This is a genomic window from Agreia sp. VKM Ac-1783 (assembly GCF_900177765.1).
Lineage (GTDB): Bacteria > Actinomycetota > Actinomycetes > Actinomycetales > Microbacteriaceae > Agreia.
Window position 1 is genome coordinate 416,975 of the sequence record NZ_FXWI01000001.1, and the last position, 23,767, is coordinate 440,741.

Below are 23,767 nucleotides of genomic sequence, written 5' to 3' on the forward strand. Positions count from 1 at the left end.
CCGAGATTATCGCGAGTGGTTCGATTCTCTTTATTCCTCCTGAGGAGCACAGTGCCAGGCCCGAAAAAGCTCGTGATCGTCGAGTCCCCGACCAAGGTCAAGTCCATCGCCCAATACCTCGGCGACGGTTTCGAGGTGCAGGCGTCCGTCGGTCACATCCGTGACCTCATCGAGCCCAAGAATCTTCCCGCCGAACTCAAGACCGGGTCGCTTGGCAAGTTCTCGGTCGACGTCGAGAAGGGCTTCGCCCCGTACTACGTCGTGAGCGATGCCAAGAAGAAGACGGTCGCCGAGCTGAAGAAAGCGCTGGCCGGTGCCAGCGAGCTCTACCTCGCAACTGATGAAGACCGCGAGGGAGAGGCCATCGCGTGGCACCTGCTCGAGGTGCTGAAGCCCAAGGTTCCCGTACACCGCATGGTGTTCCACGAGATCACTCGTGAGGCCATCGAGAAGGCGCGCGACAACACCCGCCAGATCGACGGCGCGCTCGTCGACGCCCAAGAGACTCGGCGCATCCTCGACCGTCTCTATGGTTACGAGGTCTCGCCGGTGCTGTGGCGCAAGATCGGCCCGGGGCTGTCGGCAGGTCGCGTGCAGTCCGCCGCGACGAGACTCGTCGTCGAGCGTGAGCGTGAGCGTCTCGCCTTCACCGCCGCCGGCTACTGGGACCTCACCGCTCACCTCTCCCCAGAGCTCGAAGCGTTGTCGAAGTCCGAGGGCTTCGAGTCGAGACTGGCTCGGATCAACGGCGAACGCGTTGCCTCCGGCCGTGATTTCGACGAGAACGGCAAGCTCAAGTCGAAGGCGACCGCACTCGACGAGGCCGGCGCCAAGGCGCTCGCCGCGGCGCTAGCCGCTCCCGGAGTGAACATCGCGGTCTCGTCTGTCGACTCGAAGCCGTACACCCGTCGGCCCGCGGCCCCATTCACCACCTCGACCCTGCAGCAGGAGGCGTCGCGCAAGCTCCGCTTCTCGGCACGACAGACCATGAGCGTCGCCCAGTCTCTCTACGAGAACGGGTACATCACCTATATGCGAACCGACTCGCCGTCGCTCTCGCAGCAGGCACTCAACGCCGCGCGCTCGCAGGCGAAGTCCCTGTACGGAGCGGAGACCGTTCCCGACAAGCCCCGCCTCTATGCCGGCAAGAGCAAGAACGCGCAGGAGGCGCACGAGGCGATCCGCCCCGCGGGAGAGACGTTCCGCACGCCGACGCAGCTCGCCTCCACGCTGCGCGGAAACGACTTCAAGCTCTACGACCTGATCTGGAAGCGCACCGTCGCGTCGCAGATGGCCGACGCGAAAGGTGTCACGGCATCCGTCACCATCGCCGCCGGCCCCACAGCCGTCGAGGGCATGACCGAGCCCGCACTCGCCGAGTTCACGGCGAGCGGAACCGTGATCACCTTCCGTGGATTCCTGCACGCCTACGAAGAAGGCCAGGACGAAGACCGCAACGGTCCCGCCGAGCCGGCCGAGGCCAAGCTTCCGCCCCTCACAGAGGGCCAGTTGTTGCGCGCCGTGTCGGTGGATGCTGCGGGTCACGAGACCTCGCCGCCGCCCCGCTACACAGAGGCGAGCCTGGTGAAGACGCTCGACGAGCTCGGCATCGGCCGCCCGTCGACCTACGCGTCGATCATCTCGACCATCATCGACCGCGGGTATGTCTCGCCTCGAGGTCAGGCGCTCGTGCCGAGCTGGATCGCGTTCTCGGTCGTGCGGCTTCTCGAGGACTACTTCGGCGACCTGGTCAACTACGACTTCACCGCGACGCTCGAGAACGATCTCGACCGCATCGCCGGGGGAGACCAGGACCGTGTCGACTGGCTCAACGGGTTCTACTTCGGCAATGAGGGCCACCGAGGCCTTCGCAACGTCATCGACAACCTCGGCGACATCGACGCTCGCACCGTCAACTCCGTCGTCATCGCGCCGGACATCACTCTGCGCATCGGCAAATACGGCCCGTACCTCGAGGTGCGCGAAGACGGCGCGGCAGACGACGCCGTGCCGCGCAGGGTGAACATTCCTGCCGATCTCGCTCCCGACGAGCTCACCGAGGCGAAGGCTCGCGAGTTGATCGACGCTCCCGTGGTCGTCGACCGCGTCATCGGAGTGAACCCGGAGACGGGCAAGAACGTCGTCGCCAAGGACGGCCGATTCGGCCCCTACGTCACCGAGGTCGACCCGGAGCCGGAGACGCCCGCCGAGGTAGCCGCTGCCGTCGTGGAGGCGGCGCCTGCTGTCGTCGCCGAGGGAACGGCGAAGAAGGCCCCTGCTCGCAAGCCCGCAGCCAAGAAGAGCACGGCCCCGAAGCCACGCACGGCCTCTCTGTTCAAGTCGATGGATCTGGCGACGATCGACATCGAGACTGCCCTCCGTCTGCTCGACCTCCCCCGCGTCGTCGGCGACGACCCGGAATCGGGAGAGCCGATCACGGCCCAGAACGGCAAGTTCGGACCGTACCTCAAGAAGGGCACCGACACCCGGTCGATCACCAGCGAAGACATGATCTTCGAGATCGACCTGCCCGGCGCCCTCGAACTGTTCGCCCAGCCGAAATACGGGGCGCGGCGTGCATCGTCTGCGCTGAAGGAGTTCGAGGCCGATCCCGAGAGCGGCAAGCCCATCCGCATCAAAGATGGCCGGTTCGGCGCCTATGTCACCGACGGAGTGACGAACGCCACCATCCCCAAGGGCGAGACCGTCGAAGAGGTCGACTTCGAGAGGGCAGTGCAGCTGCTGGCCGACAAGCGCGCGAAGGGGCCGGCGGCTCCCCGCAAGACGGCGGCCAAGAAGGCCCCAGCCAAGAAGCCGGCTGCAAAGAAGCCGGCGGCTAAGAAGCCGGCGGCTAAGAAGGCTCCCGTCAAGAAGGCCGCTGCGTCGAAGACTGCCGCGACGACCGATGGTGCGACCACCGCCAGCAAACCGGCGGCGCGCAAGACCACAGCGGCCAAGACCACCGCGACGAAAGCTGCTGCGACGAAGGCTGCGCCCACGACGTGACCGCACCCGGACTCTTCATCACTCTCGAGGGCGGCGACGGCTCGGGTAAATCCACCCAGGCAGCGCTCCTCGAGCAGTGGCTCGATGTCAAGCACCGCACCGTCGTACGCACCCGCGAGCCCGGCGGAACCGACTTCGGAACAGAGGTACGCGAGATCGTGCTGCACAGTCGCGGGCACATCAGCCCGCGAGCCGAAGCGCTCCTCTACGCGGCCGACAGGGCGCATCACATCAGCACGAAGGTGCGGCCGGCGCTCGAGCGAGGCGACGTGGTCATCCAAGACCGGTACCTCGACTCGTCGGTGGCGTACCAGGGTGCGGGCCGCGTGCTCGACTCAGCCGAGATCAGGAGCCTGTCTCTGTGGGCGGCCGAGGGGCTTCTGCCCGACCTCACGATCCTCCTCGATCTCGATGAACACCAGGCGCGCGCACGACTCGATGGATCGCGTACCCGCTTCGATCGACTCGAGAACGAGAAGAGTGAGTTCCACGGCCGAGTGCGGGCCGCGTTTCTCGCCCTTGCCCGGGCGGAGCCTGAGCGTTTCCTCGTGCTCGACGCGGCGCAGCCGCCCGAGTCGCTCGCGGCACAGATCCGCGCCGCGGTAGAGCCGCTCCTCGGAGACGAGTCGTCGGGAACGGACGTATCCTGAGCCTCCTGTCGTCGGCTCCAGGTAGGTTGTCTCTATGACCGTGTGGAGCGACTTGACCGGCCAAGACGATGCGATCGCCATCTTCCGCGCCGCAGCAGACCCTGCGAACTCGGGCGATTCGATGACGCACTCCTGGCTCATCACCGGTCCTCCCGGTTCGGGGCGCTCGAACCTCGCGTACGCGTTCGCCGCGGCCCTGCTCAGCAGGCACGGCGCCGACGGCGACCCGGCCACCACGCGTCAGGTCGAAGCCCGCACTCACCCCGATCTCGCCGTGCTCACCACCGAGAGAGTCATCATCTCGATCGAGGAGGTGCGCAAACTCGTGTCGAGTTCGCAGTTCTCGCCGTCGGTCGGCCGCTACCGCGTGATGGTCATCGAAGACGCCGACCGCATGGTCGAGCGCACCAGCAATGTGCTGCTGAAGGCGCTCGAAGAACCACCGGAGCGCACCGTCTGGATCCTCTGTGCGCCCAGCGAGGCGGATCTCATTCCGACGATCCGCTCGCGCGTCCGTTCGGTTCGCCTGCGGGTGCCCCGGGTCGACGAGGTCGCCGCGCTCATCGAGAAACGCGACAGAGTCGATCCGCAGGTCGCAGAGCGAGCCGCCCGCGAGGCGCAGAGCCACATCGGCATGGCGCACCGCCTGGCCACGAACGACGAAGCGCGCGCCCGACGTGACGAGACCTTGAGCCTCGCCCTGGGCATCCAGAACGTGCCGCAGGCCGTCGTCGCGGCCTCGCGCCTCATGGAGATCGCGGGCGACGATGCCAAAGCGATCACGCTCGAGCGCGACGCCGAAGAGCGCGAGAGCGCGTTGCGCTCGATGGGCGTCGAGGCGGGGCAGGCCGTGCCACCCGCTCTCCGTTCGCAGATCAAGACCCTCGAAGACGATCAGAAGCGTCGGGCAACGCGCAGCCTTCGCGATGGACTCGACCGCATTCTCGTCGACCTCATGTCGCTGTACCGTGACATCCTTCTCGTGCAGTTGGGCTCGGGGCTGCCGACGATCAATTCCGCCATTCAACCGCGGCTCGACGAGGTCGCGTCGGGCAGCGATCCCGCAGACACGCTCGCGGTGCTCGATGCACTCGCCGTCGCCCGTCGTCGAATCGCCGCCAACGTCGCGCCCGCCCTCGCGCTCGAGGCAGCACTCATCACCGCCACTCGCCAACGAAGGACCATCCCGTGACAGTCACCTCTCCGCGCCGCAAGCGACGGTTCGTCTCTCTCGCCGTCGCCGCTGTTGCGGTCACCGTTCTCGTCTCGGGCTGCTCGACGTGGTTCGTCGATCGCTCCTCCTCGGGCGGCAGCGACAGGCCGGTAGCCGAGTCGACCCCGGACGCCGAAGACGTCGACGCAGATCTTCGCCCGTTTTACGATCAGGTGCTCACCTGGACCGACTGTGGTGGTGGGCTTCAGTGCGCCGAGGCGAAGGCCCCGCTCGACTGGCAGGATCCCTCCGCGTCCGACGTCTCCCTGGCGCTGGTCAAGCATCCCGCCAGTGGGCCAGGCGCCCGTCTGGGGTCGCTGCTCGTCAACCCGGGAGGGCCCGGAGGCTCCGGCTACGACTTCGTCAAAGACAGCCTCGACTTCGCGGTGAGCGATGCTCTGCAGGCGCAGTACGACGTGGTCGGTTTCGACCCGCGAGGCGTCGGCCGTTCGTCTGCCGTCAGCTGCCTCAGCGACAAAGAGATGGACTCGTACCTCTACGACATCCTTCCCGGGGCGCGCGGGTCGCAGCAGTGGCTCGACGCGTACACGGCGTCGGCGGCTCAGTTCGCGACCTCGTGCGAGAAGAACAGTGCCGATCTCCTGGGGCACGTCGACACCGTCAGCGCGGCGCGCGATCTCGACCTGCTGCGCGCCACGCTGGGCGACAGCAAGCTCAACTACCTCGGATACTCCTACGGAACGTTCCTGGGGTCGACCTATGCCGATCTGTATCCAGAGAAGGTCGGCAGGCTCGTGCTCGACGGCGCCCTCGACCCGACCTCGAGCAACTTCGACGTCAGCGTCGGTCAGGCCGTCGGCTTCGAGAACGCGTTGAAGGCCTACCTCAAGGACTGCCTCACGAAGTCGTCGTGCCCCTTCGAGGGCAGCGTCGACGACGGCATGGCCAAGATCGGCGATCTGATCGCGCAGGTCGACGCCAGCCCGATCCGGGCATCGGATGGGCGTGAGCTCGGTTCGTCGACGATGCTCACGGCGATCATCTACCCGCTCTACAACGCAGACAACTGGAGCTATCTGAGCGACATGTTCTCTGATGTCTTCGCCGGCAACGCCGACTACGCCATGCAGTTCGCAGACGGCTACAACGGTCGCGACGCCGACGGCAGCTACAAAGACAACTCGACAGAGGCCTTCATGGCGATCAACTGCCTCGACTACGCGTACACGAACGACCCGGCCACGGTGCAGAAGCAGAACGCCGACCTCGTTGCCGCCGCGCCTACAGTCGGACCGTGGTGGAGCTATGGCGACATCTCGTGCGACGCGTGGCCCGACAAGACCACGCGCACGCCCCACGCCGTGACCGCGCAGGGAGCGGCGCCGATTCTCGTGGTCGGCACCACCGGCGACCCGGCCACGCCCTATTCCTGGGCAGAGGGACTCGCCGGCCAGCTCTCCAGCGGTCATCTGATCACCTTCGTCGGAGAAGGCCACACGGCCTACGGCTCGTCGAGCTGCGTCAAGCAGACCGTGGACGACTACTTCCTCAACGGCACGGTGCCGGCATCCGATCCGCGGTGCACGAGCTGACGATGACCTCTGTAGTTCTCGACGAGAGCGTCGGGCTCCGTGAGCGAAAGCGGCGCGCCACGAGCCGCACCATCCAGTTCACCGTGCTCGAACTCGCGGCGGAGCGTGGACTCGAGCAGGTGACGGTCGATGAGATCAGTCGGGTCGCCAACATCTCGCCGCGCACCTTCTTCAACTATTTCCCCTCGAAAGAATCCGCGATGGTGGGTGAGAATCCCCTCGCGGTGCAGTCCGAGCTCATCGAGAGCTTCGTCGACGACGACTCCGACCGCGATATCTTCGATGGCCTCCTCGAACTCATGCAGCACATGGCCATGCTCGGCACGGCAGATCGAGAACTGCATCAGCTGCGTCGGCAGGTCCTGCGTGACTACCCCGAGCTGTTCGTGCTCAAGATCTCTGGCATGCGAGGGTTCGAGTCCGCACTGGCCGAGGCGATCGAGCGTCGCCTGATAGCCCGGGGCGCGACAACCGCACCAGCGGATGCCGGCGGGCCGCTCGAAGCGCGGGCGCGGCTCACCGCTCTGGTCGCCATGGCAGCCATGCGTCACGCCTTCACACTGTGGGCAGACGGCGAAGACGAGGAGTCCCTCGCGGAGAAGCTCGTGGAGTCGTTTGCCCTGCTCAGGCATGTGCTCTGATCCAGTGTCAGCGAACCCCGCCAACATCGGCTAGGATTTGTTGCTGTGCCATTCGCTGTGAAATGCGATGGCCAGGCCGCCTTAGCTCAGTCGGTAGAGCGATTCACTCGTAATGAATAGGTCATCAGTTCGATTCTGATAGGCGGCCCCACCACGAGAAAGCCCGGTTTATCCGGGCTTTCTTTCGTTGGGTGTCCGACTTCGAAGGAGAATCGTGTCCACTCCATTGCGCTGGGGAATCCTCGGCACCGGCGGAATCGCCGAGACATTCGTCACGGATCTACGCGCCACGGGCATCGAGGTCGTGGCAGTCGGATCTCGCAGCCAGGAGTCGGCCGATGCGTTCGGCTCCCGCTTCGACATCGCTGCTCGGCATCCGACGTACGAGGCTCTCGTCGCCGACCCGGAGGTCGATGCGGTCTACGTGGCCACGCCGCATCCGATGCACGCCGAGAACGCTCTTCTCGCCATCGACGCAGGCAAGCATGTACTGGTCGAGAAGCCCTTCACCCTGAATGCGGCTGAGGCGACAGAGGTCGCTGAGGCTGCGCGCCGCGCGGGTGTCGTCGTGCTCGAGGCCATGTGGACCAGATTCCTGCCGTCGATGGTGCGCATTCGCGAGATCATCGCTGCAGGAACGCTCGGCGAGGTACGCACCCTCCTGGCCGACCATGACCAGCTGCTGCCGTCCGACCCGCAGCACCGCATAAACAACCCCGAGTTGGGCGGCGGTGCGCTGCTCGACCTCGGCGTCTATCCGGTGTCGTTCGCCGTCGATCTGTTCGGCGCACCAAGCTCGGTCACGGCCAGAGGCGACAAGACGGTGACAGGCGTCGACCGGCAGGTGGCGCTGATCCTCGAACACGACGGCGGGGCGCTCTCTGTTCTGCACACCGCGCTCGATACCCGGGGTGCAAACACGGCCACCATCGTCGGCACCGAGGGGCGAATCGAGATCGACTCGGTCTGGTACAACCAGACGAGCTTCACCGTCTATTCGGGCGAGAGCGGCGAGGTGCTCGAGCGGTACGACGAGAAGGTCGTCTCACGGGGCATGCAATTTCAAGCGTGGGAGCTCGAGCGGGTCGTGCGAGACGGCGGTCGCGAGAGCCCGCTGCTTCCCCTCGACGAGAGCATCGCGATCATGGCCGTGCTCGACGAGGCTCGTCGCCAGGTCGGCGTCGTCTACCCCGGCGAATAGGGGTCACCGGGGCGGATTCTCGGGGCGGGTTAGCATGGAGCGATGTCCGAGACACCCGAATCGACGCCGCGGCCCGCGCTGCTGAGCGGAATCGCGCGACGCGCCCGAGCGCATCCACGAGCCTTCGCGGCGACTGCCGCGGCCGCCGCCCTCGTCGTTCTCGGCGGCGGAGGACTGCTCGCGGGAGCCGCCGTGGGGACGCCTGACCCCGGGAACGTCGCCCGCGTCTCTGCGTCGCCGAGCGCGTCAGCATCGGCGACGCCTACTCCCACACCGACCCCTGAGGCGCGTCCGGTACCGGCCGCCGTGGCGCCAGCCCAGGCCGTGCGGACCTGCTCGATCGCCGAGGCGGCATCCGATTCGCGACTCGGCACCTTCTCCGGCAGCGTGCGCAACGCGACGACCGGGGAGATCCTCTACGACCACGGCGGCGGAACGTACTCCCGCACGGCGAGCGTGATGAAGGTTCTCACCAGCGCGGCGGCGTTGGCCGTTCTCGGCCCCGACTATCGAGCGAGCACCACGGTCGTCGCCGGAACGCAGCCCGGGCAGGTCGTGTTGGTGGGTGGGGGAGACATCACCCTGGCCAGTGGTTCCTCCAACATCTATCCCGGTTCGGCCAGCATGCTCGATCTGGCTGCACAGGTGAATTCCTCTCTCGGAGGCGCCCCCGTGACGTCGATCGTGCTCGACTCCTCGGCGTTCGCCGGCGACGCGTGGCAGCCCTCGTGGAACCGCAAGGAGCTGTTCGACGGATGGTCGTCGGAAGTGACGGCGCTGCAGGTAGACGGCGACCGTGCCGACCCGTCGAGCAGCCAATCGGCCCGCAGCGAAGACCCGATCGGTCGCGCCGGCGAGGCATTCGCGAGTGCGCTCGGCGCGACCGGGGCATCGATCACCCAGGGTACTGCTCCGGCGGGCGCGGCGACCCTCGGTCAGGTGCAGTCGGCGCCCGTGTCGACGATGGTGCAAGACGCGCTCCTGCGCTCCGACAACACCGAGGCGGAGATGCTGGCGCGCCTCACGGCGATCGCGCAGGGCTCGGGCAACACGTTCTCGGCGCTCGGCGCATCCACCCCGGCAGCCCTCGCTACGTACGGCCTCGACACGACAGGACTCGTGATCGTCGACGGCTCCGGACTGTCTGACGACAATGGCGTCTCGCCGAATTTCCTCACGGCCCTCTTCGCGAAGATCGAAGCGCGCGAGGGCAATCTCGGCGTCATCGCCGACGGTCTGCCGGTGGCAGGCGAGAGCGGCACGCTGGGCGGTCGGTTCACCGGCTCGAATTCGGATGCCGCCGGCCACGTGATCGCCAAGACCGGATGGATAGATACGGGCTACACCCTGTCGGGCATCATCGACGCCGCCGACGGATCCGTTCTCACCTTCGCGTTCTTCGCCCTCGACGACGTCTCGGACAGTTCGAAGCAGGCGCTCGACACCATCACCGCCGCCGCCTATCGTTGCGGAAACAATCTGTCGAATCAGTGACCGTCTTGCTCTAGGATCGATTAGTAAGCTGGCTGACTAATTCGGTCGCTGACATCGGATCGACGGCGCACCGTCGACGGGCAAGAGAGAGTGAGACGGCATGGGCCGGGCGCTGTTCATCATCGACGTACAGAACGACTTCACCGAAGGCGGCGCCCTGGGTGTCGACGGCGGCGAAGCCGTGGCCGCGGGCGTCTCTGCTCTCCTCGCCGAGCATCGCGGCGCCTACGATCTGGTCTTCGCCTCGCGCGACTGGCACGACGCAGACAACGACAACGGCGGCCACTTCGCCCTCGACACAGCCCCGGACTTCGTCGACACCTGGCCGGTGCACTGCGTAGCGGGCACGTTCGGCGCCGAGTACCACGACGATCTGACGACGCGGTCGATCGATTTCCACATCCGCAAGGGCCAGGGTAAGCCCGCCTACTCGATCTTCGAGGGAACGGCCGAGGAGGGCGGCACTGTCGTCGAACTCCTCGATTCGCACGGAATCACCGACATCGACATCGCCGGACTCGCGACTGACTACTGCGTGCGCGCGTCGGCCCTGGATGCTCTGCAGCGCGGCCGCGACGTGCGTGTCATCACTGACCTCGTCGCCGGAGTGGCCCCGGAGTCGAGCCGCGAGGCTCTCGCCGAGATGGCGCGCGCCGGCGCTGATCTGGTGCTCGCCGACCAGGTCGAAGGCTAGAGATGCGCGTTCCGCGGTGGTTGAGGATCCTCCTTCCCGCCGCCTTGATCCTCGTGTGGTTGACCGCGGCCTCGATAGGTGGCCCGTACTTCGGCCGGATCGACGAGGTGTCGAGCAACGACCAGACCACCTACCTGCCCTCCAGCGCCGATGCCACCCGGGTCAGCGCCCTGCAGAAGAAGTTCACCGACTCCGACGCGATCCCCGCAATCGTCGTCTTCCGCACCGACGACGGAGCCGCGCTCACCGACGAGCAGCGTGCCGGCATCCAGACCCAGGTCGACGGGCTCTCGACGATCACGGGCGTCGCCGACGACATCTCGCCGGCGATTCCCTCGCAAGACGAGCAGGCGGTCGAGGTGTTCGTGCCGATCGACGCCTCAGGGGAAGTGCGCGACACGGTGGAGTCGATGCGCTCCTACCTGCTTCGGGAAGGCTCGGTCGACGGAGTGACCGGCTTTGTCACAGGCCCGGCCGGCTTCACCGCCGACATCGGAGACGCATTCGCGGGCATCGACGGCATCCTGCTGCTGACCGCCCTGGGCGCCGTGTTCCTGATTCTGTTCATCGTCTACCGCTCGCCGCTTCTTCCATTCCTCGTGCTCGGAACGTCGCTCTTCGCACTGACGACCAGCCTGCTCGTCGTCTGGTGGCTCGCCAAGGCCGGGGTCTTCACCCTGAACGGGCAGGTGCAGGGCATCCTGTTCATCCTCGTGATCGGCGCGGCCACCGACTACTCGCTGCTCTACGTCTCTCGCTACAAAGAGGCGCTGCGCACACATGAGAAGCGGTGGGACGCGACGTGGGCGGCGCTGCGGGTGTCGCTCGAGCCGATCGTAGCCTCGGGCGGCACGGTCATCGCCGGACTCCTCTGCCTGCTCCTCTCCGATCTCAATTCGAACAAGGCTCTCGGCCCGGTGTCCGCGGTGGGAGTAGCCTTCAGCGTGCTCGCGTCGCTCACTCTGCTGCCAGCGCTCCTGCTCGCCTGCGGCCGCGCGTCGTTCTGGCCGCTGCGACCGAAGTACGCTGCGCCGGATGGGGTGGCCGCGCGCGTCGACGCCGAGCCCGCCCGTCACGGTTTCGCAGAGCATAAGGCCGCACACGGCGCGCCGAAGGGCTTCTGGGCGCGGCTGGAGTCCTTCATCGCCTGGCGTCCCCGCACGATCTGGATCGTGACCACCGTGGTGCTTCTCGCCGCCGGAACGGGAGTGCTGCAGCTGCAGGCCAACGGCGTTCCGCAGAGCGATTTGATCCTCGGCGAGTCCGAGGCGCGAGACGGCCAGGTCGCGCTGGGCGAGCACTTTCCCGGCGGGTCGGGAAGCCCGGCCCTGATCGTCGCGCCCGAGGCCGATCTCGGCGATGTCGCATCCACCGTGCTGTCGACCGACGGGGTGACCTCGCTCACGGTGACGAGCGCGAACTCGCCCTCGGGCTCGGCCGACGTCGACAGCGATGGTGCGCTTTCCGCGCCTGGCGGAGCGCAGACGCTCATCGCGGTCGAGCCCACCGTCGTCGACGGCGACGTCCTATTGCAGGCCACTCTCTCGGCCGCAGCAGATTCGGATGCCGCCAAAGACTCGGTGCGCGCGTTGCGCTCGGCTCTGGCTGACGGATCGAGCGGAGCGCTGGTCGGCGGAGTGACCGCCACGGCCATCGACTCCGACACGGCAGGTGTGCACGACCGCAACACGATCATCCCGATCGTGCTGGTCGTCATCCTGCTCATTCTGATGCTGCTCCTGCGGTCGATTCTCGCGCCGGTGCTGCTGATCCTCAGCGTCGTCGTGTCGTTCGCAGCTGCTCTGGGCGTCTCAGCGTTGGTCTTCAACCACCTCTTCCAGTTCCCCGGGGCCGATCCGTCGGTGCCGCTCTACGGCTTCGTCTTCCTCGTGGCGCTCGGCATCGACTACAACATCTTCTTGATGACGCGTGTGCGCGAGGAATCGATCGCGCACGGGACGCGCGCGGGCGTCCTGCGCGGCCTCACCGTGACCGGAGGCGTGATCACGTCTGCGGGAATCGTGTTGGCGGCGACTTTCTCAGCGCTCGGGGTGATTCCCGTGCTCTTCCTGGCACAGATCGCCTTCATCGTGGCATTCGGCGTGCTGCTCGACACGCTCCTTGTGAGATCGCTCCTGGTGCCCGCGTTGGCCTACGACCTGGGCCGGGTCGTGTGGTGGCCGAGTAAACTGGCGAAGGCGCCCGAGGGTGCCGGCAAGCAATCTCGTTAGCGCTCAGCAGTACGGAGAATCATGACAACGACGTCCGAATCCACGCTTCTCGAATCGGTGCCGAACCAGCTCTACATCGGCGGGCGATGGATCGACGCCGAGGGTGGCCGCACCATCGAGGTCGACGACCCGGCCACGGGTCTTTCCATCCGTACGATCGCCGATGCCAGCCCGGCCGACGGCATCCGAGCTCTGGATGCCGCTGTCGCGGCTCAGGCCGAGTGGGCAGCGACCGCTCCGCGCGTGCGGGGCGAAATTCTGCGCCGGGCGTTCGACATGCTTCAGGAGCGCAAGCAGGAGTTCGCTCTGCTGATGACGCTCGAGATGGGCAAGCCGTTGGCCGAGGCGGCCGGCGAGGTCGCCTACGGAGGCGAGTTCCTTCGCTGGTTCAGCGAAGAGGCGGTTCGCATCTCCGGTCGTTACGGCCAGAACCCCGAAGGCACGGGAACGATGGTCGTCTCGCAGCGGCCCGTCGGTCCGTGCTTCCTGATCACCCCGTGGAACTTTCCCCTCGCCATGGCCACACGAAAGATCGCGCCCGCGCTCGCGGCCGGCTGCACCGTGGTCGTCAAGCCTGCCGAGCTCACCCCGCTGACGACGCTGTTCTTCGCGAAGCTGCTCGAAGACGCCGGACTGCCCGGCGGCGTGCTCAACGTCATCACCACATCCGAGTCTGGAGCGGTGTCGGAGCCGATCATCTCAGACCCCCGCTTGCGCAAGCTCAGCTTCACCGGCTCGACCGCGGTCGGTCAGAAGCTCATCGCCCAATCGGCCGCCAACGTGCTGCGCACCTCGATGGAGTTGGGCGGCAACGCGCCGTTCGTCGTGTTCGACGACGCCGACCTCGACAAGGCCGTCGATGGAGCCATGCTCGCCAAGTTCCGCAACATCGGTCAGGCGTGCACGGCCGCGAACCGCTTCATCGTGCACGAGTCGGTGGCCGGGGAGTTCGCGCGTCGCATCGCCGAGCGGGTCAAGGGCCTGACGATCGGCCGCGGCACCGAGCAGGGCGTCGACATCGGCCCCCTGATCAACGCCAAGGCCGTCGACAAGGCCGATGATCTGGTTCAGGATGCCGTGTCGCGCGGTGCCCAGCTGGTCACCGGCGGCAAGCGGGTCGATGGCCCCGGCAGCTTCTACGAGCCCACCGTGGTGTCGGGAGTCGCCGCGGGCAGCGAGATCCTGCGCGAGGAGATCTTCGGCCCTGTCGTATCGATCGTGACGTTCGCCGACGAAGACGAGGGCGTGCGCCTTGCCAACGACACACAATACGGTCTGGTGAGCTACGTGTTCACAGCAGACCTGGCTCGCGGCCAGCGCATGATCGAGCGTCTCGAGACGGGAATGATGGGCCTCAACGTCGGTGTCGTCTCCAATGCGGCAGCACCGTTCGGCGGCGTCAAGCAGTCGGGGCTCGGCCGAGAGGGCGGCCTCGAGGGCATTCACGAGTACCTCTCGACGAAATACACGCTCATCCCGAACTCGTAGCGCTCGAGCGGATGCGTTGGTCTCGTAGCCAGAGGCCGCTCGCGGCCGAAGCGTGTCGAGACCACTCCGGATATCATCTCGATACGCGGTGCTCGTTCCTCACGACCGCTACTCGATCAGCGCTTGCGAGGTCACACCAGAAGCTGGTGCTTCGCGAGGTCTTTGTAGAGCGGTGTCGACACCACGAGTTCCGAGTGAGTGCCGACGCCGACCACGCGGCCGTGTTCGAGCACCACGATCTGGTCGGAGTCGACCACGGTCGAGAGGCGGTGCGCGATCACGATGAGGGTGCGGTTCTCCGCCACTGCGTCGATGGCCTCGCGCAGCATCTGCTCGTTCAGGCCGTCGAGACTCGAGGTCGACTCGTCGAGCAGCAGGATGGGCGGGGCTGCGAGCAGTGCGCGGGCGATGGCCAGCCGCTGGCGTTCGCCGCCCGACAGCATCACGCCGTCTTCGCCGACGGCGGCGTCGAGCCCGGCGTCGTTGCGGTCGAGCACCTCGCCGAGGTTGACCGCGTGCAGTACCTCGATGCACTGCGCGTCGGTCGCCTCGGGCGAGGCGAGCAGCAGATTCTGCCTAATGGTTCCGGCGAGCACGGGCGCGTCCTGCTCCACGTAGCCGATCTGTGACCGCAGCGTCTCGCGGTCGATGGCTTTGAGGTCGGTGCCGCCGAGACGCACGGTTCCCGACGTGGGGTCGTAGAACCGCTCGATGAGAGCGAGCATGGTGCTCTTGCCGGCGCCCGAGGGGCCGACCAGCGCGGTGCGCTGGCCCTGTCGAGCAGCGAAGCTCACGCCGTGCAGGACTCCCGATGCCATCGGGCCGCCTGCGGGAACGTCGGCATCGTCGACGGGCGTGCCGGCATACGCGAAGTGCACGTCGTCGAACTCGAGGGCGATGCCGTCGGCGGCGACCGCGGGTGCCGCCGTGCGCGCGATGTCGGCATCGAACTGCGTCTCGACCGGAAGATCGATGATCTCCTGGATGCGACCGAGGGCGCCGAGCGCCTGATTGACCGAGTTCAGGGCGCCGAACGCCTGGCCCAGCGGCATGATCATCATGAAGAGAAAGAGGATGAACGAGATCAGGTTGGCGATGGTGATCGAGCCGTCGGCGACCCGGAACCCGCCGACTCCCAGAACGACGAGCAGCGAGACCTGCAGCGCGATTCCGGCGATGGGCACGACGAGGGCCGAGATCTTCGCGACCCGCACGCCCATGTCGAACGCGCCCCGCGCATCCAGCTCGATCGCCTCGATTTCACGGTCGGTCGCGTTCGAGGCTCGCACGGTGCGGATCGCCCCGAGCGAGCGCTCGACGGATGCCGCGAGGTCGCCGACCTTCTCCTGCTGCTTGCGGCTCGCCGTGCGCACGCGGCCCGAGATGAGAACGACCGTGACGACCGAGACCGCGATGACGGCGACCGTGAGTCCGAGAAGGACCGGATCGATGATGAGCATGGCGATCAGTGCGCCGAAGAACACGAGTGAACCGCCGATCGCGTCGACGAGCCCCTGGGTGATGACGGCGTAGAGAAGGGTGGTGTCACTGCCGACCCGGCTCACCAGATCACCGGTTCGGCGCACGTCGAACTCTCGGATGGGCAGCCGCAGCATGCGGCGCACGAGCTGGCGTCGTGCCGAGAGCACGACCGCCGTACCGGTGCGTTGAAGTAGGTAGTGCTGGAACCCGCTGATCAGGCCGGAGACGACCACGAGCACCACGAGCGCGCCGACGAGGGTGCCGAGGGGATCGTCGGCCTGAACCACTGTGATGACCTGACTCACGAGCAGCGGCTGGGCCAGGCTCGCGGCCGCTCCGAGGATGCTCAGAACGATGACCACGGCCAGAATCGGTCGGTGCTCGGCAAGGTAGGGCAGCAGCTGACCGAAGCGGGCGCGAGGGCCGTCTTCCGGCTTCGGGGATCGGCCCATCCGGCGTCGTGGTTGCGTGCTCGTGCTCATTCGAAACTTTCTGGTGCGGGGAGAGGGAAGTGCAAGGGGCCGCGCGGCCGGACGAGCGGAGTGCGCGGGCCTCTAGCAATTGTGCACGGCGTCTGAGAGCCGCGGCTCACCGGGTGGTGACGACGAGCGTCGGAGCGTCGTGCGACGGAGTCGAGACCGGGGGAGCGAGGAGAAGGGCTGCGAGCATCAGGCCGCCGAGACCGGATGCGACGAGCCAGGCCAGAACGGCCCGATGCGGCCGGTTGCCACGCCACGAGCCGGCGTGGTGCCACGGCGTACCCGGATGAAACGACATGCCCGAACCATACGCCTCGAGCCTGCGAACTGCCGGAAAAATCGGCTGTTCGCAGGCTCGAGGATGCGCGGTATTGCGGGGTTAGGAGACGTTCGCCTCGTAGTCGACGTCTTTCGTCTCCTTGCTCAAGAGCAGAGCGACGAGCGTGATCACCGCGGCGGCGCTGAGGTAGATGCCGACGAGCCACGTGCTGCCGCCCGCGAGCGTCCAGAGGTAGACGGCGATGAACGGCGCGACCGCGGCACCGAGGATGCTGGCGACGTTATAGCTGATCGCCGATCCCGTGTAGCGCACATTGGTCGGGAACAGCTCGGGAAGCACCGAACCCATGGGCCCGAAGGTGAGGCCCATGAGGGTGAAGCCGATGATGAGCAGCGCCATCACGCCGGCGAATCCGCCGCCGAAGAGGGGAACGAAGAGCAGACCGAACACGATGATGCCGACGGTCACCCAGATCAGCGTGGTGCGGCGCCCGAACTTCTCGGCGAGGGGGCCCGCGACCAACGTGAAGATTCCGAAGAACACGACGCCGATGATGAGCATCACGAGGAAGTCGTTGCGCGGATAGCCGAGACCGGCGACGAACGCGTCGGGGGAGAAGGACTTGCCGGCCTTCTCTGCGGCGGCCTTGCCCGCCTCCACGGTCGAGGGCGTCGTTCCGAAGGTGAGCGTGAATGTCGTCATCAGGTAGAACAGCACGTAGGTGGCCAGCATGATGAACGTGCCGAGAATGAGCGGTCGCCAGCTGGTCTTGAACACGCGCGCGAGGGGAAGCTTCGCGACCTCGCCCTTCTCCACGACCTTCTGGAAGGCGGGCGTCTCGATGAGTTTGAATCGCACGTAGAGACCGACCGCGACGAGCAGCGCACTGCCGAGGAACGGGATCCGCCAGCCCCACGCCGCGAAGTCCTCCGGGCTCAGGCCCAGCGAGAGCCACAGGAACACGCCGTTGGCGACGATGAATCCGATGGGGGCTCCCAGCTGCGGAAATGTTCCGTAGATGGCGCGCTTGCCCTTGGGGGCGTTCTCGGTCGCCAGCAGGGCTGCGCCGCTCCACTCGCCGCCGAGGCCGAGGCCCTGGCAGAAGCGAAGAACGACCAGGAAGGTCGGTGCGAGCACGATCCAGCCGTCGACGCTCGCTGTCGGCAGACATCCGATCAGCACCGTGGCGATACCCATGGTGAGCAGCGAGGCCACGAGGGTGCCCTTGCGCCCGATCCTGTCGCCGAAGTGGCCGAAGATGATCGATCCGATCGGGCGGGCGACGAACGCCGCACCGAATGCGGCGAACGAGCTCAGCAGCGCGGTGGTGTCGTCGGCGTTCGGAAAGAAGAGCTTGGGGAAGACCAGAACCGCGGCCGTCGCATAGACGTAGAAGTCGTAGAACTCGATCGACGTGCCGATGAGGCTGGCGAGAACGACGCGTGAGCGGGGATTGGTCTTGGGCGCGGGCGCGGTTGCGGCCGGGGCTGCGGATGACATGGCGGGCTTTCGGTGAATGCGTCGAGGCTCGACGAGAGGGGGGCATCGGGGCGCTGTTCGAAAGACCGGCGTTGTTCGCCGCGTCTCGCGAGACGCCATCGATGCGAAAAAATGGGGGCGCGGGTTCCGCGCCCCCATCATTTTAGGGCTTCTCTTCAGAGAACCGGGCCCGCCATCGTGCCGGAAAGCTGCAATTCAGTCATCCGAGTGGCGAACGGCGGCTCGCCTAGGATTGTGCCGGGTGCGCCGCCGAAGGCGACCCAGGATGGATCGACAATGCCCCGCGTCTACGTCGTCGGCTCGCTGAACATCGACTCGGTCGTCGAAGTTGAGCGGCATCCACAGCCTGGAGAGACGCTGATGGGGGGTGACGTGGCCACCTACTTCGGAGGCAAGGGCGCGAACCAGGCGGTCGCGGCCGCGGCAGCCGGCGCCGACGTGTCGTTCATCGGACGTGTGGGCGACGATTCGGGCGGGCACGACTACGTCGCGCGGCTCCGCGCCCGCGGCATCGACGCCAGCGGGGTCACCGTGACACCCGATTCGACTACCGGGCACGCGATGATCGCGGTGGACGCGCGAGCTGAGAACACCATCATCGTGTCTCCCGGGGCGAACGCACGTCTCGGGCTGGCCGATCTCACACCGCTCGAGGGCATGCAGCCGGGCGATGTGCTGCTCGCGCCCCTGGAATCCGACCTCAACGTGATCGCCGAGGCTGCTCGAATGGCGCGAGCGCGCAATGCCCGGGTCGTGCTGAACCTCGCGCCGTTCGCCGAGTTGCCCGCCGCGGTCCTCGCTTTGGCCGACCCCGTGGTCGTCAATGAGCACGAGGTCGAGCAGCTCGAGCGCTCGGGGGTCTCGCCGCAGTCGCTGCTCGTGACCCTCGGGTCTGCGGGTTCCCGCTGGGGATCGATCGAGGTATCGGCCGCGCGGGTCGAGCGGGTCGTCGACACCACCGGCGCGGGCGACAGCTATTGCGGCACGCTCGCCGCCGGTCTGGCCGCGGGGCTGGATGCGCGGGCCGCTATGCAGGCGGCCAGCGATGCAGCGGGTCGCGCCGTCGCCTGGGTCGGCGCGCAACAGGACTGACCGGACTCGCCGGCATGAGACTGCCGCAGAGGCCTCAGCGGCGCAACTTCATGATCGTCTGAATTGCACGCACGGTGGCGATCGCGGCCTCGGCGGCCTCCGCTCCCTTGTCCTCCTTCGAACCCGGCAGGCCAGCGCGGTCGAGCCCCTGCTGCTCGTCGTCGAGCGTGAGAACGCCGAATCCGATGGGCTTGCCGGTACGAATGCTCACCTGCGTGAGGCCGGAGGTCGCGGCATCCGACACGTATTCGAAGTGGGGCGTGCCGCCGCGGATGATCACGCCGAGCGCGACCACCGCGTCGGCTCCCGCCTCGAGTGCGGTGTTGGCGACGACGGGCAACTCGAAGCTGCCCGGAACGCGGATCTCGGTGACCTCCGCGCCTGCGGCCTCGAGTACGCGGTGCGCCCCGGCGAGCAGTCCGTTGGTGATCGTCTCGTGCCACATGCCGGCCACGATCGTGATCTTGAGGCCGGTGCCGTCGGTGTTGAGTGTGGGGGATCCTGCACCGCTCATGATGAGGGCCTTTCGTCGGGGGTGGTGGGGGTGATCGGGCTATCGGTGACCCAGGTGGGGATGACGTGGCCCATCCGCGCGGCTTTCGCCGACAGGTAACCGGCGTTCGCGGCGTCGACGCCGACGATGAGGGGCACGCGTTCAGAGACAGTCACACCGTGCTGCTCGAGTTGGCTGACCTTGTCGGGATTGTTCGTGAGGAGCCGAACCGACCTCACGTCGAGGTCTTCGAGGATCGCGACCGCGGCTCCGTAGTCGCGCGCGTCGGCCGGAAGGCCCAGGGCGAGGTTCGCGTCGAGGGTGTCGAGACCGTCCTCCTGGAGCCGGTACGCCCGTAGCTTGTTGAGGAGACCGATGCCTCGCCCCTCGTGGCCGCGCAGGTAGATGACTGCTCCGCCCGTGGCGTGTACCTGGTCGAGAGCCTCCTGCAGCTGCGGGCCGCACTCGCACTTCAACGAACCGAAGGCCTCTCCCGTGAGGCATTCGGAGTGGATGCGTACGACCGCCGACTCCGCCTTCGTGTCGCCGGAGATCAGGGCCAGATGCTCGTAGCCCGTGGTCGTGTCGTGGTAGGCCCTGATGCGGAAATCGCCGTGAACGGTGGGAACGGTCGTCTCGACCTCGAAGGTGACGCGCAGGGGCTCGGCGGCGGCTTCGGGCGCGGCCACGATGGCCTCGGATGGCGTGCCGACCAGCCGGGCCGCGGCATCCACACCGTCGAGGTAATCGATCAGCGCGGCGATCGTCGTGACAGGAAGTCCGGACTCGGCACCCAGCGCGAGGAGCTCGGGGAGCCTCATCATCTCTCCGTCGTCGGCGACGATCTCTCCGATGACGCCCACTGGAGTGAGGCCCGCGAGCGTGAGCAGATCGACGGTGGCCTCTGTGTGGCCCGGACGCACTCGGACGCCGCCGGAGACAGCTCGCACCGGCAGAACGTGGCCGGGTCGGATGAAGCTCTGCGGTGTCGACTCCGGGTCGGCGAGGCGTCGGAACGTCTTCGCCCTGTCGGATGCGCTGATTCCCGTGGTGATGCCGGAGGACGCATCGACCGTGACCGTGTAGTCGGTGCGCAGCGAATCCTCGTTGCGCTCGACCATGCCGGGAAGCCCGAGCCTGTCGCTCGTCTCGCGGGTCATGGGCGCGCACAGAAAGCCGGAGGTGTGCCGCACCATCCAGGCGATCCACTCGGGGCTCGCGAGCTCCGCCGCGAGAATCGCGTCGCCCTCGTTCTCTCGGTTCTCGGCGTCGGCGACGATGACGGGGCGCCCCGACCTAAGAGCGTCGAGTACATCTGCCATCGGCGAGAGGCCGGTTGCGACGGCTGACGTTGCGGCGCTCATGAGCGTGATCCGAACGCGAGGAGCCGCTCCACATGTCGGGCGAGGATGTCGGTCTCGATATTCACCCGGTCGCCGGGCGCGAGCGATCCGAGGGTGGTGGCCGCGAGCGTCTCGGGAATGAGCGAGACCTCGAACCACTCGCCCTCGTCGTCACGACCGACGGCAGACACCGTCAACGAGACGCCCGAGACGGCGATCGACCCCTTGTCGACGACGAGGCGCGCGAGGTCGTCGGCCAGTCTGAAGCGCAGCACGCTCCACGCTTCGCCGGGCGAGACCGAGATGACAGTGGCCGTGCCGTCGATGTGACCCTGCACGATGTGGCCGCCGAGTCTGTCACCCACCAGCGCCGCGCGCTCGAGATTGACCTCCGACCCGGAGACGAGTGTGCCGATGGTCGACATCGAGAGTGTCTGTGCCATCACATCGGCGGTGAACGTGTCCTCGGAGCGGTCGACGACCGTGAGGCACACCCCGCTCACCGAGATGGAGTCCCCGTGCCGGGCATCCGACACCGACAGCGGGCCGCGAACGGTCAGCCGAAGCGCGTCGTGTGAGGGAACGACCTCGACGACAGTTCCGCGCTCTTCGATGATTCCGGTGAACATGTCAGTCGTCTTCTTTCGTGGGCAGGTCGTTGGTGGTGAGGGGTCGGGCGACCAGCAGAACGTCGTCGCCCAGGAGTTCGATGTGGTCGAAGCGCATGCGGGCCTGCTCCGAGATGGTGCGGACGCCGACATCGGTGATCGCGGTCACCGGCCCGCCCAGCACGGTGGGGGCGAGGTAGACGAGTACCTCGTCGGCCAGGCCCGCGGCGAGAAAGGCGCTCGCCACGGTAGGTCCTCCCTCGACGAACACGTGGCGCACGTCGCGCTCGGCGAGCATCGTCAGGAGTCCTGATAGATCGCGGCTCGGGTACTCGATCGCCCCGGCCGGATGCGCGAACACGCGCGAATCGCGTGGCACGGAGCGGCGGCCCACGATCACGGCAATCGGCTGCTCCGAGAGCTCGCGGCCGTCGGAGTCGCGCGCCGTGAGACTGGGATCGTCGGCGAGTACCGTGCCCGTGCCCGCGACGATGGCTCCGGCCTCGGCGCGGCGGCGATGCACGTCGGCTCGAGAGCTGGGCCCGGTGATCCAGCGGCTGCTGCCATCGGCCGCCGCGGCTCGCCCGTCGAGGCTGGATGCCCACTTGACGGTCACGAAGGGAACGCCGCGTCGTATCGACGTGAGCCACGGACGGATGTTCTCCTCCGCCTCGTCGCCGAGGACTCCTTCCTCGACGTCGACGCCGGCCATTCGAAGCCGCTCTCCGCCTCCGGAGGACGAGGCCCCTGGATCGGCCACGGCGTACACGACGCGACCGACGCCGGCGTCGATGAGTGCCTCGCTGCACGGCCCTGTGGCGCCCGTGTGGTTGCAGGGCTCGAGTGTGACGACGGCGGTGGCACCCTGGGCGAGCGCGCGATCCGCGAGAGCGCCCAACGCGGCGACCTCGGCGTGAGCCGTGCCCCGGCCGCGGTGCCAACCTTCGGCGATGACGCGACCCTCGGCATCCAGAATCACGCAGCCGACCCGCGGATTAGCGCCGTTGGCCGGACCGCGTCGGGACAACTCGATGGCACGACGCATGGCGTCGGTCTCGTGTCTCTGGCTGGTCATCCGGTCTCCGTCTGGTCGACGCATTCCGGGGCCCCGTCGTTCGACGAGTTCGCAGGACGCAGCCGCGCGAGGGCGCAGAACTGCGGTGCGCGTGCATCCTCTCATCCGGACTTTGGAAGCGAAGGATCTCGCCTCGTTACCGTCGGTCCTGGAGTTTCACCAGGTCAACCGAAGAGTGTTCGTTCTCGAGGAGAACGCGTCGTCTGCGGCTCGCGGACTATAACCGCCGGTTCGGAATTCCACCGACCCCGGAGCACGTACTGCAACAATCTCGACCCGCCTTGCGGCGAGGTCACTTACTACTTATACCCCCAACGCCGGGGCGTCGCGAATATTCCAAGGCGCCGCGTGACGATCCGAAGCGGTCGGCGAGGCCCCAGGAGGTCACTTTGAGGAGGGCCTCGGCGACGATTCCGGAGCTCATCTTGGAAGCCCCCTCTACCCGCTCGACGAACGTGATCGGAAACTCGCGCACGTCTCCGCCGGTCTTCTCGACGAGCCAGGCCATCTCGATCTGGAAGCAGTAGCCCTGGCTGGCGACGCTGTCGAAGTCGATCTTCCTCAGGGTGTCGACGCGGAATCCGCGGAATCCAGAGGTGATGTCGTGCAACCGCGACCGAAGGAGGATGCGCGCGTACAGTGTGCCGCCCTGCGAGATGAGGCGTCGATACAGGGGCCAGTTTCGGGTCTTGCCTCCCGGAATCCAGCGGGCTCCGATCGACAGGTCTGCGCCCTGCTCGAGCTGCGCGATCATCAGGGGCAGCTCTTCGGGCTGGTGAGATCCGTCAGCGTCCATCTCGATGATGAAGTCGACATCGTGGTCTTCTGCCCAGCGGAATCCGGCGATGTAGGCGGCTCCGAGACCGTTCTTCTCGGAGCGGTGCATCACGGTCACACGGTCGTCGCGGGCGGCGATCTCATCGGCGAGGCGACCTGTGCCGTCGGGGCTGTTGTCGTCGACGACGAGGATGCGCGTGGTCGGCACGGCCTGCAGTGTGCGCTCGATCGCGGCAGGCAGCGCGTTCAGCTCGTTGTACGTCGGAATGACGACAAGGGTGGATGACATGGGGTGCCTCTCTGACAAAACCGTACGGCAGCCGATCGCGGCCGGAGCAGTGGTCACTCTAAAGGGCGGCACCGGCGAGATCGCTGGACGTTCCCTGATGTTCTGTTGAGTGTCCTGGGGCGAACCGTCCACGAGGTGTCGTAGAGGTGGATTCTGCGTGAACGCAGAGTCAAGCCTG

19 protein-coding genes, 1 tRNA gene and 1 riboswitch are annotated in these 23,767 nt (G+C 67.0%); of the genes, 12 read left to right on the plus strand and 8 right to left on the minus strand.

Features of this window, described 5'->3' with window-relative positions; all coding sequences use genetic code 11:
• Nucleotides 1-51: 51 nt before the first annotated feature.
• From topA to CCK87_RS02035, 11 genes are all read left to right on the plus strand, one after another.
• Nucleotides 52-3,006, plus strand: a complete 2,955-nt coding sequence (topA, locus tag CCK87_RS01985; RefSeq protein ID WP_086459826.1) for a type I DNA topoisomerase — start codon at nt 52-54, stop codon at nt 3,004-3,006.
• Nucleotides 3,003-3,656 (plus strand): dTMP kinase, encoded by a 654-nt coding sequence (tmk, locus tag CCK87_RS01990; protein ID WP_086459827.1) that lies wholly within the window; start codon nt 3,003-3,005, stop codon nt 3,654-3,656. The genes topA and tmk overlap by 4 nt, the downstream gene beginning before the upstream one ends.
• A gap of 34 nt (nt 3,657-3,690) precedes the next feature.
• Nucleotides 3,691-4,848: a DNA polymerase III subunit delta' gene (locus CCK87_RS01995; protein WP_086459828.1), complete on the plus strand. Its 1,158-nt coding sequence runs from the start codon at nt 3,691-3,693 to the stop codon at nt 4,846-4,848.
• Nucleotides 4,845-6,422, plus strand: a complete 1,578-nt coding sequence (locus CCK87_RS02000) for an alpha/beta hydrolase (RefSeq protein WP_086459829.1) — start codon at nt 4,845-4,847, stop codon at nt 6,420-6,422. The genes CCK87_RS01995 and CCK87_RS02000 overlap by 4 nt, the downstream gene beginning before the upstream one ends.
• A gap of 2 nt (nt 6,423-6,424) precedes the next feature.
• A complete protein-coding gene (locus tag CCK87_RS02005; RefSeq protein ID WP_086459830.1) occupies nt 6,425-7,063 on the plus strand; it encodes a TetR family transcriptional regulator in 639 nt (212 codons plus the stop codon).
• Between the two features lie 75 nt (nt 7,064-7,138).
• Nucleotides 7,139-7,214, plus strand: a tRNA-Thr gene (locus CCK87_RS02010).
• Nucleotides 7,215-7,277: 63 nt separating this feature from the next.
• Nucleotides 7,278-8,264 (plus strand): Gfo/Idh/MocA family oxidoreductase, encoded by a 987-nt coding sequence (locus CCK87_RS02015; protein WP_086459831.1) that lies wholly within the window; start codon nt 7,278-7,280, stop codon nt 8,262-8,264.
• Between the two features lie 42 nt (nt 8,265-8,306).
• Nucleotides 8,307-9,758, plus strand: coding sequence for a D-alanyl-D-alanine carboxypeptidase/D-alanyl-D-alanine-endopeptidase (gene dacB / locus CCK87_RS02020; protein ID WP_086459832.1), 1,452 nt, complete (start codon nt 8,307-8,309; stop codon nt 9,756-9,758).
• 100 nt (nt 9,759-9,858) lie between these two features.
• A complete protein-coding gene (locus tag CCK87_RS02025) occupies nt 9,859-10,452 on the plus strand; it encodes an isochorismatase family protein (protein ID WP_086459833.1) in 594 nt (197 codons plus the stop codon).
• 2 nt (nt 10,453-10,454) lie between these two features.
• Nucleotides 10,455-12,683, plus strand: coding sequence for an MMPL family transporter (locus tag CCK87_RS02030; protein WP_086459834.1), 2,229 nt, complete (start codon nt 10,455-10,457; stop codon nt 12,681-12,683).
• Nucleotides 12,684-12,704: 21 nt separating this feature from the next.
• Complete coding sequence (locus CCK87_RS02035) at nt 12,705-14,171, plus strand: NAD-dependent succinate-semialdehyde dehydrogenase (protein WP_086459835.1); 1,467 nt, start codon at nt 12,705-12,707, stop codon at nt 14,169-14,171.
• Nucleotides 14,172-14,302: 131 nt separating this feature from the next.
• Here the strand turns inward: CCK87_RS02035 and CCK87_RS02040 are convergent, their stop codons facing one another.
• The 3 genes from CCK87_RS02040 to CCK87_RS02050 all read right to left on the minus strand — a co-directional run bounded on the left by CCK87_RS02040 (nt 14,303) and on the right by CCK87_RS02050 (nt 17,912).
• Complete coding sequence (locus tag CCK87_RS02040; RefSeq protein ID WP_086459836.1) at nt 14,303-16,135, minus strand: ABC transporter ATP-binding protein; 1,833 nt, start codon at nt 16,133-16,135, stop codon at nt 14,303-14,305.
• A gap of 106 nt (nt 16,136-16,241) precedes the next feature.
• Nucleotides 16,242-16,430 carry a hypothetical protein gene (locus tag CCK87_RS02045; RefSeq protein WP_086459837.1) on the minus strand — a complete coding sequence of 63 codons (189 nt, stop codon included), beginning with the start codon at nt 16,428-16,430 and terminating at the stop codon, nt 16,242-16,244.
• 81 nt (nt 16,431-16,511) lie between these two features.
• A complete protein-coding gene (locus tag CCK87_RS02050; RefSeq protein WP_086459838.1) occupies nt 16,512-17,912 on the minus strand; it encodes an MFS transporter in 1,401 nt (466 codons plus the stop codon).
• Nucleotides 17,913-18,188: 276 nt separating this feature from the next.
• On the opposite strand from CCK87_RS02050, the gene CCK87_RS02055 reads away from it, so the two are divergent.
• Complete coding sequence (locus tag CCK87_RS02055) at nt 18,189-19,004, plus strand: PfkB family carbohydrate kinase (protein WP_086459839.1); 816 nt, start codon at nt 18,189-18,191, stop codon at nt 19,002-19,004.
• Nucleotides 19,005-19,038: 34 nt separating this feature from the next.
• Here CCK87_RS02055 and ribH read toward each other — a convergent pair whose 3' ends face one another.
• The 5 genes from ribH to CCK87_RS02080 form a co-directional block, all read right to left on the minus strand.
• Nucleotides 19,039-19,518 carry a 6,7-dimethyl-8-ribityllumazine synthase gene (gene ribH, locus CCK87_RS02060; RefSeq protein ID WP_086459840.1) on the minus strand — a complete coding sequence of 160 codons (480 nt, stop codon included), beginning with the start codon at nt 19,516-19,518 and terminating at the stop codon, nt 19,039-19,041.
• Complete coding sequence (gene ribA, locus CCK87_RS02065) at nt 19,515-20,861, minus strand: GTP cyclohydrolase II (RefSeq protein ID WP_086459841.1); 1,347 nt, start codon at nt 20,859-20,861, stop codon at nt 19,515-19,517. Before ribA ends, ribH begins: the two co-directional genes overlap by 4 nt.
• On the minus strand, nt 20,858-21,469 hold the full coding sequence (locus CCK87_RS02070) for a riboflavin synthase (RefSeq protein WP_086459842.1): 612 nt from the start codon (nt 21,467-21,469) through the stop codon (nt 20,858-20,860). The genes ribA and CCK87_RS02070 overlap by 4 nt, the downstream gene beginning before the upstream one ends.
• 1 nt (nt 21,470) lies before the next feature.
• The gene (gene ribD / locus CCK87_RS02075) at nt 21,471-22,523 is read right to left on the minus strand and encodes a bifunctional diaminohydroxyphosphoribosylaminopyrimidine deaminase/5-amino-6-(5-phosphoribosylamino)uracil reductase RibD (RefSeq protein ID WP_086459843.1); all 1,053 of its coding nucleotides are present in this window, start codon (nt 22,521-22,523) and stop codon (nt 21,471-21,473) included.
• Between the two features lie 88 nt (nt 22,524-22,611).
• Nucleotides 22,612-22,783, minus strand: a riboswitch (FMN riboswitch).
• Nucleotides 22,784-22,815: 32 nt separating this feature from the next.
• Entirely contained in the window at nt 22,816-23,589 is a 774-nt protein-coding gene (locus CCK87_RS02080) for a polyprenol monophosphomannose synthase (RefSeq protein WP_086459844.1), read from the minus strand.
• Nucleotides 23,590-23,767 lie beyond the last annotated feature (178 nt).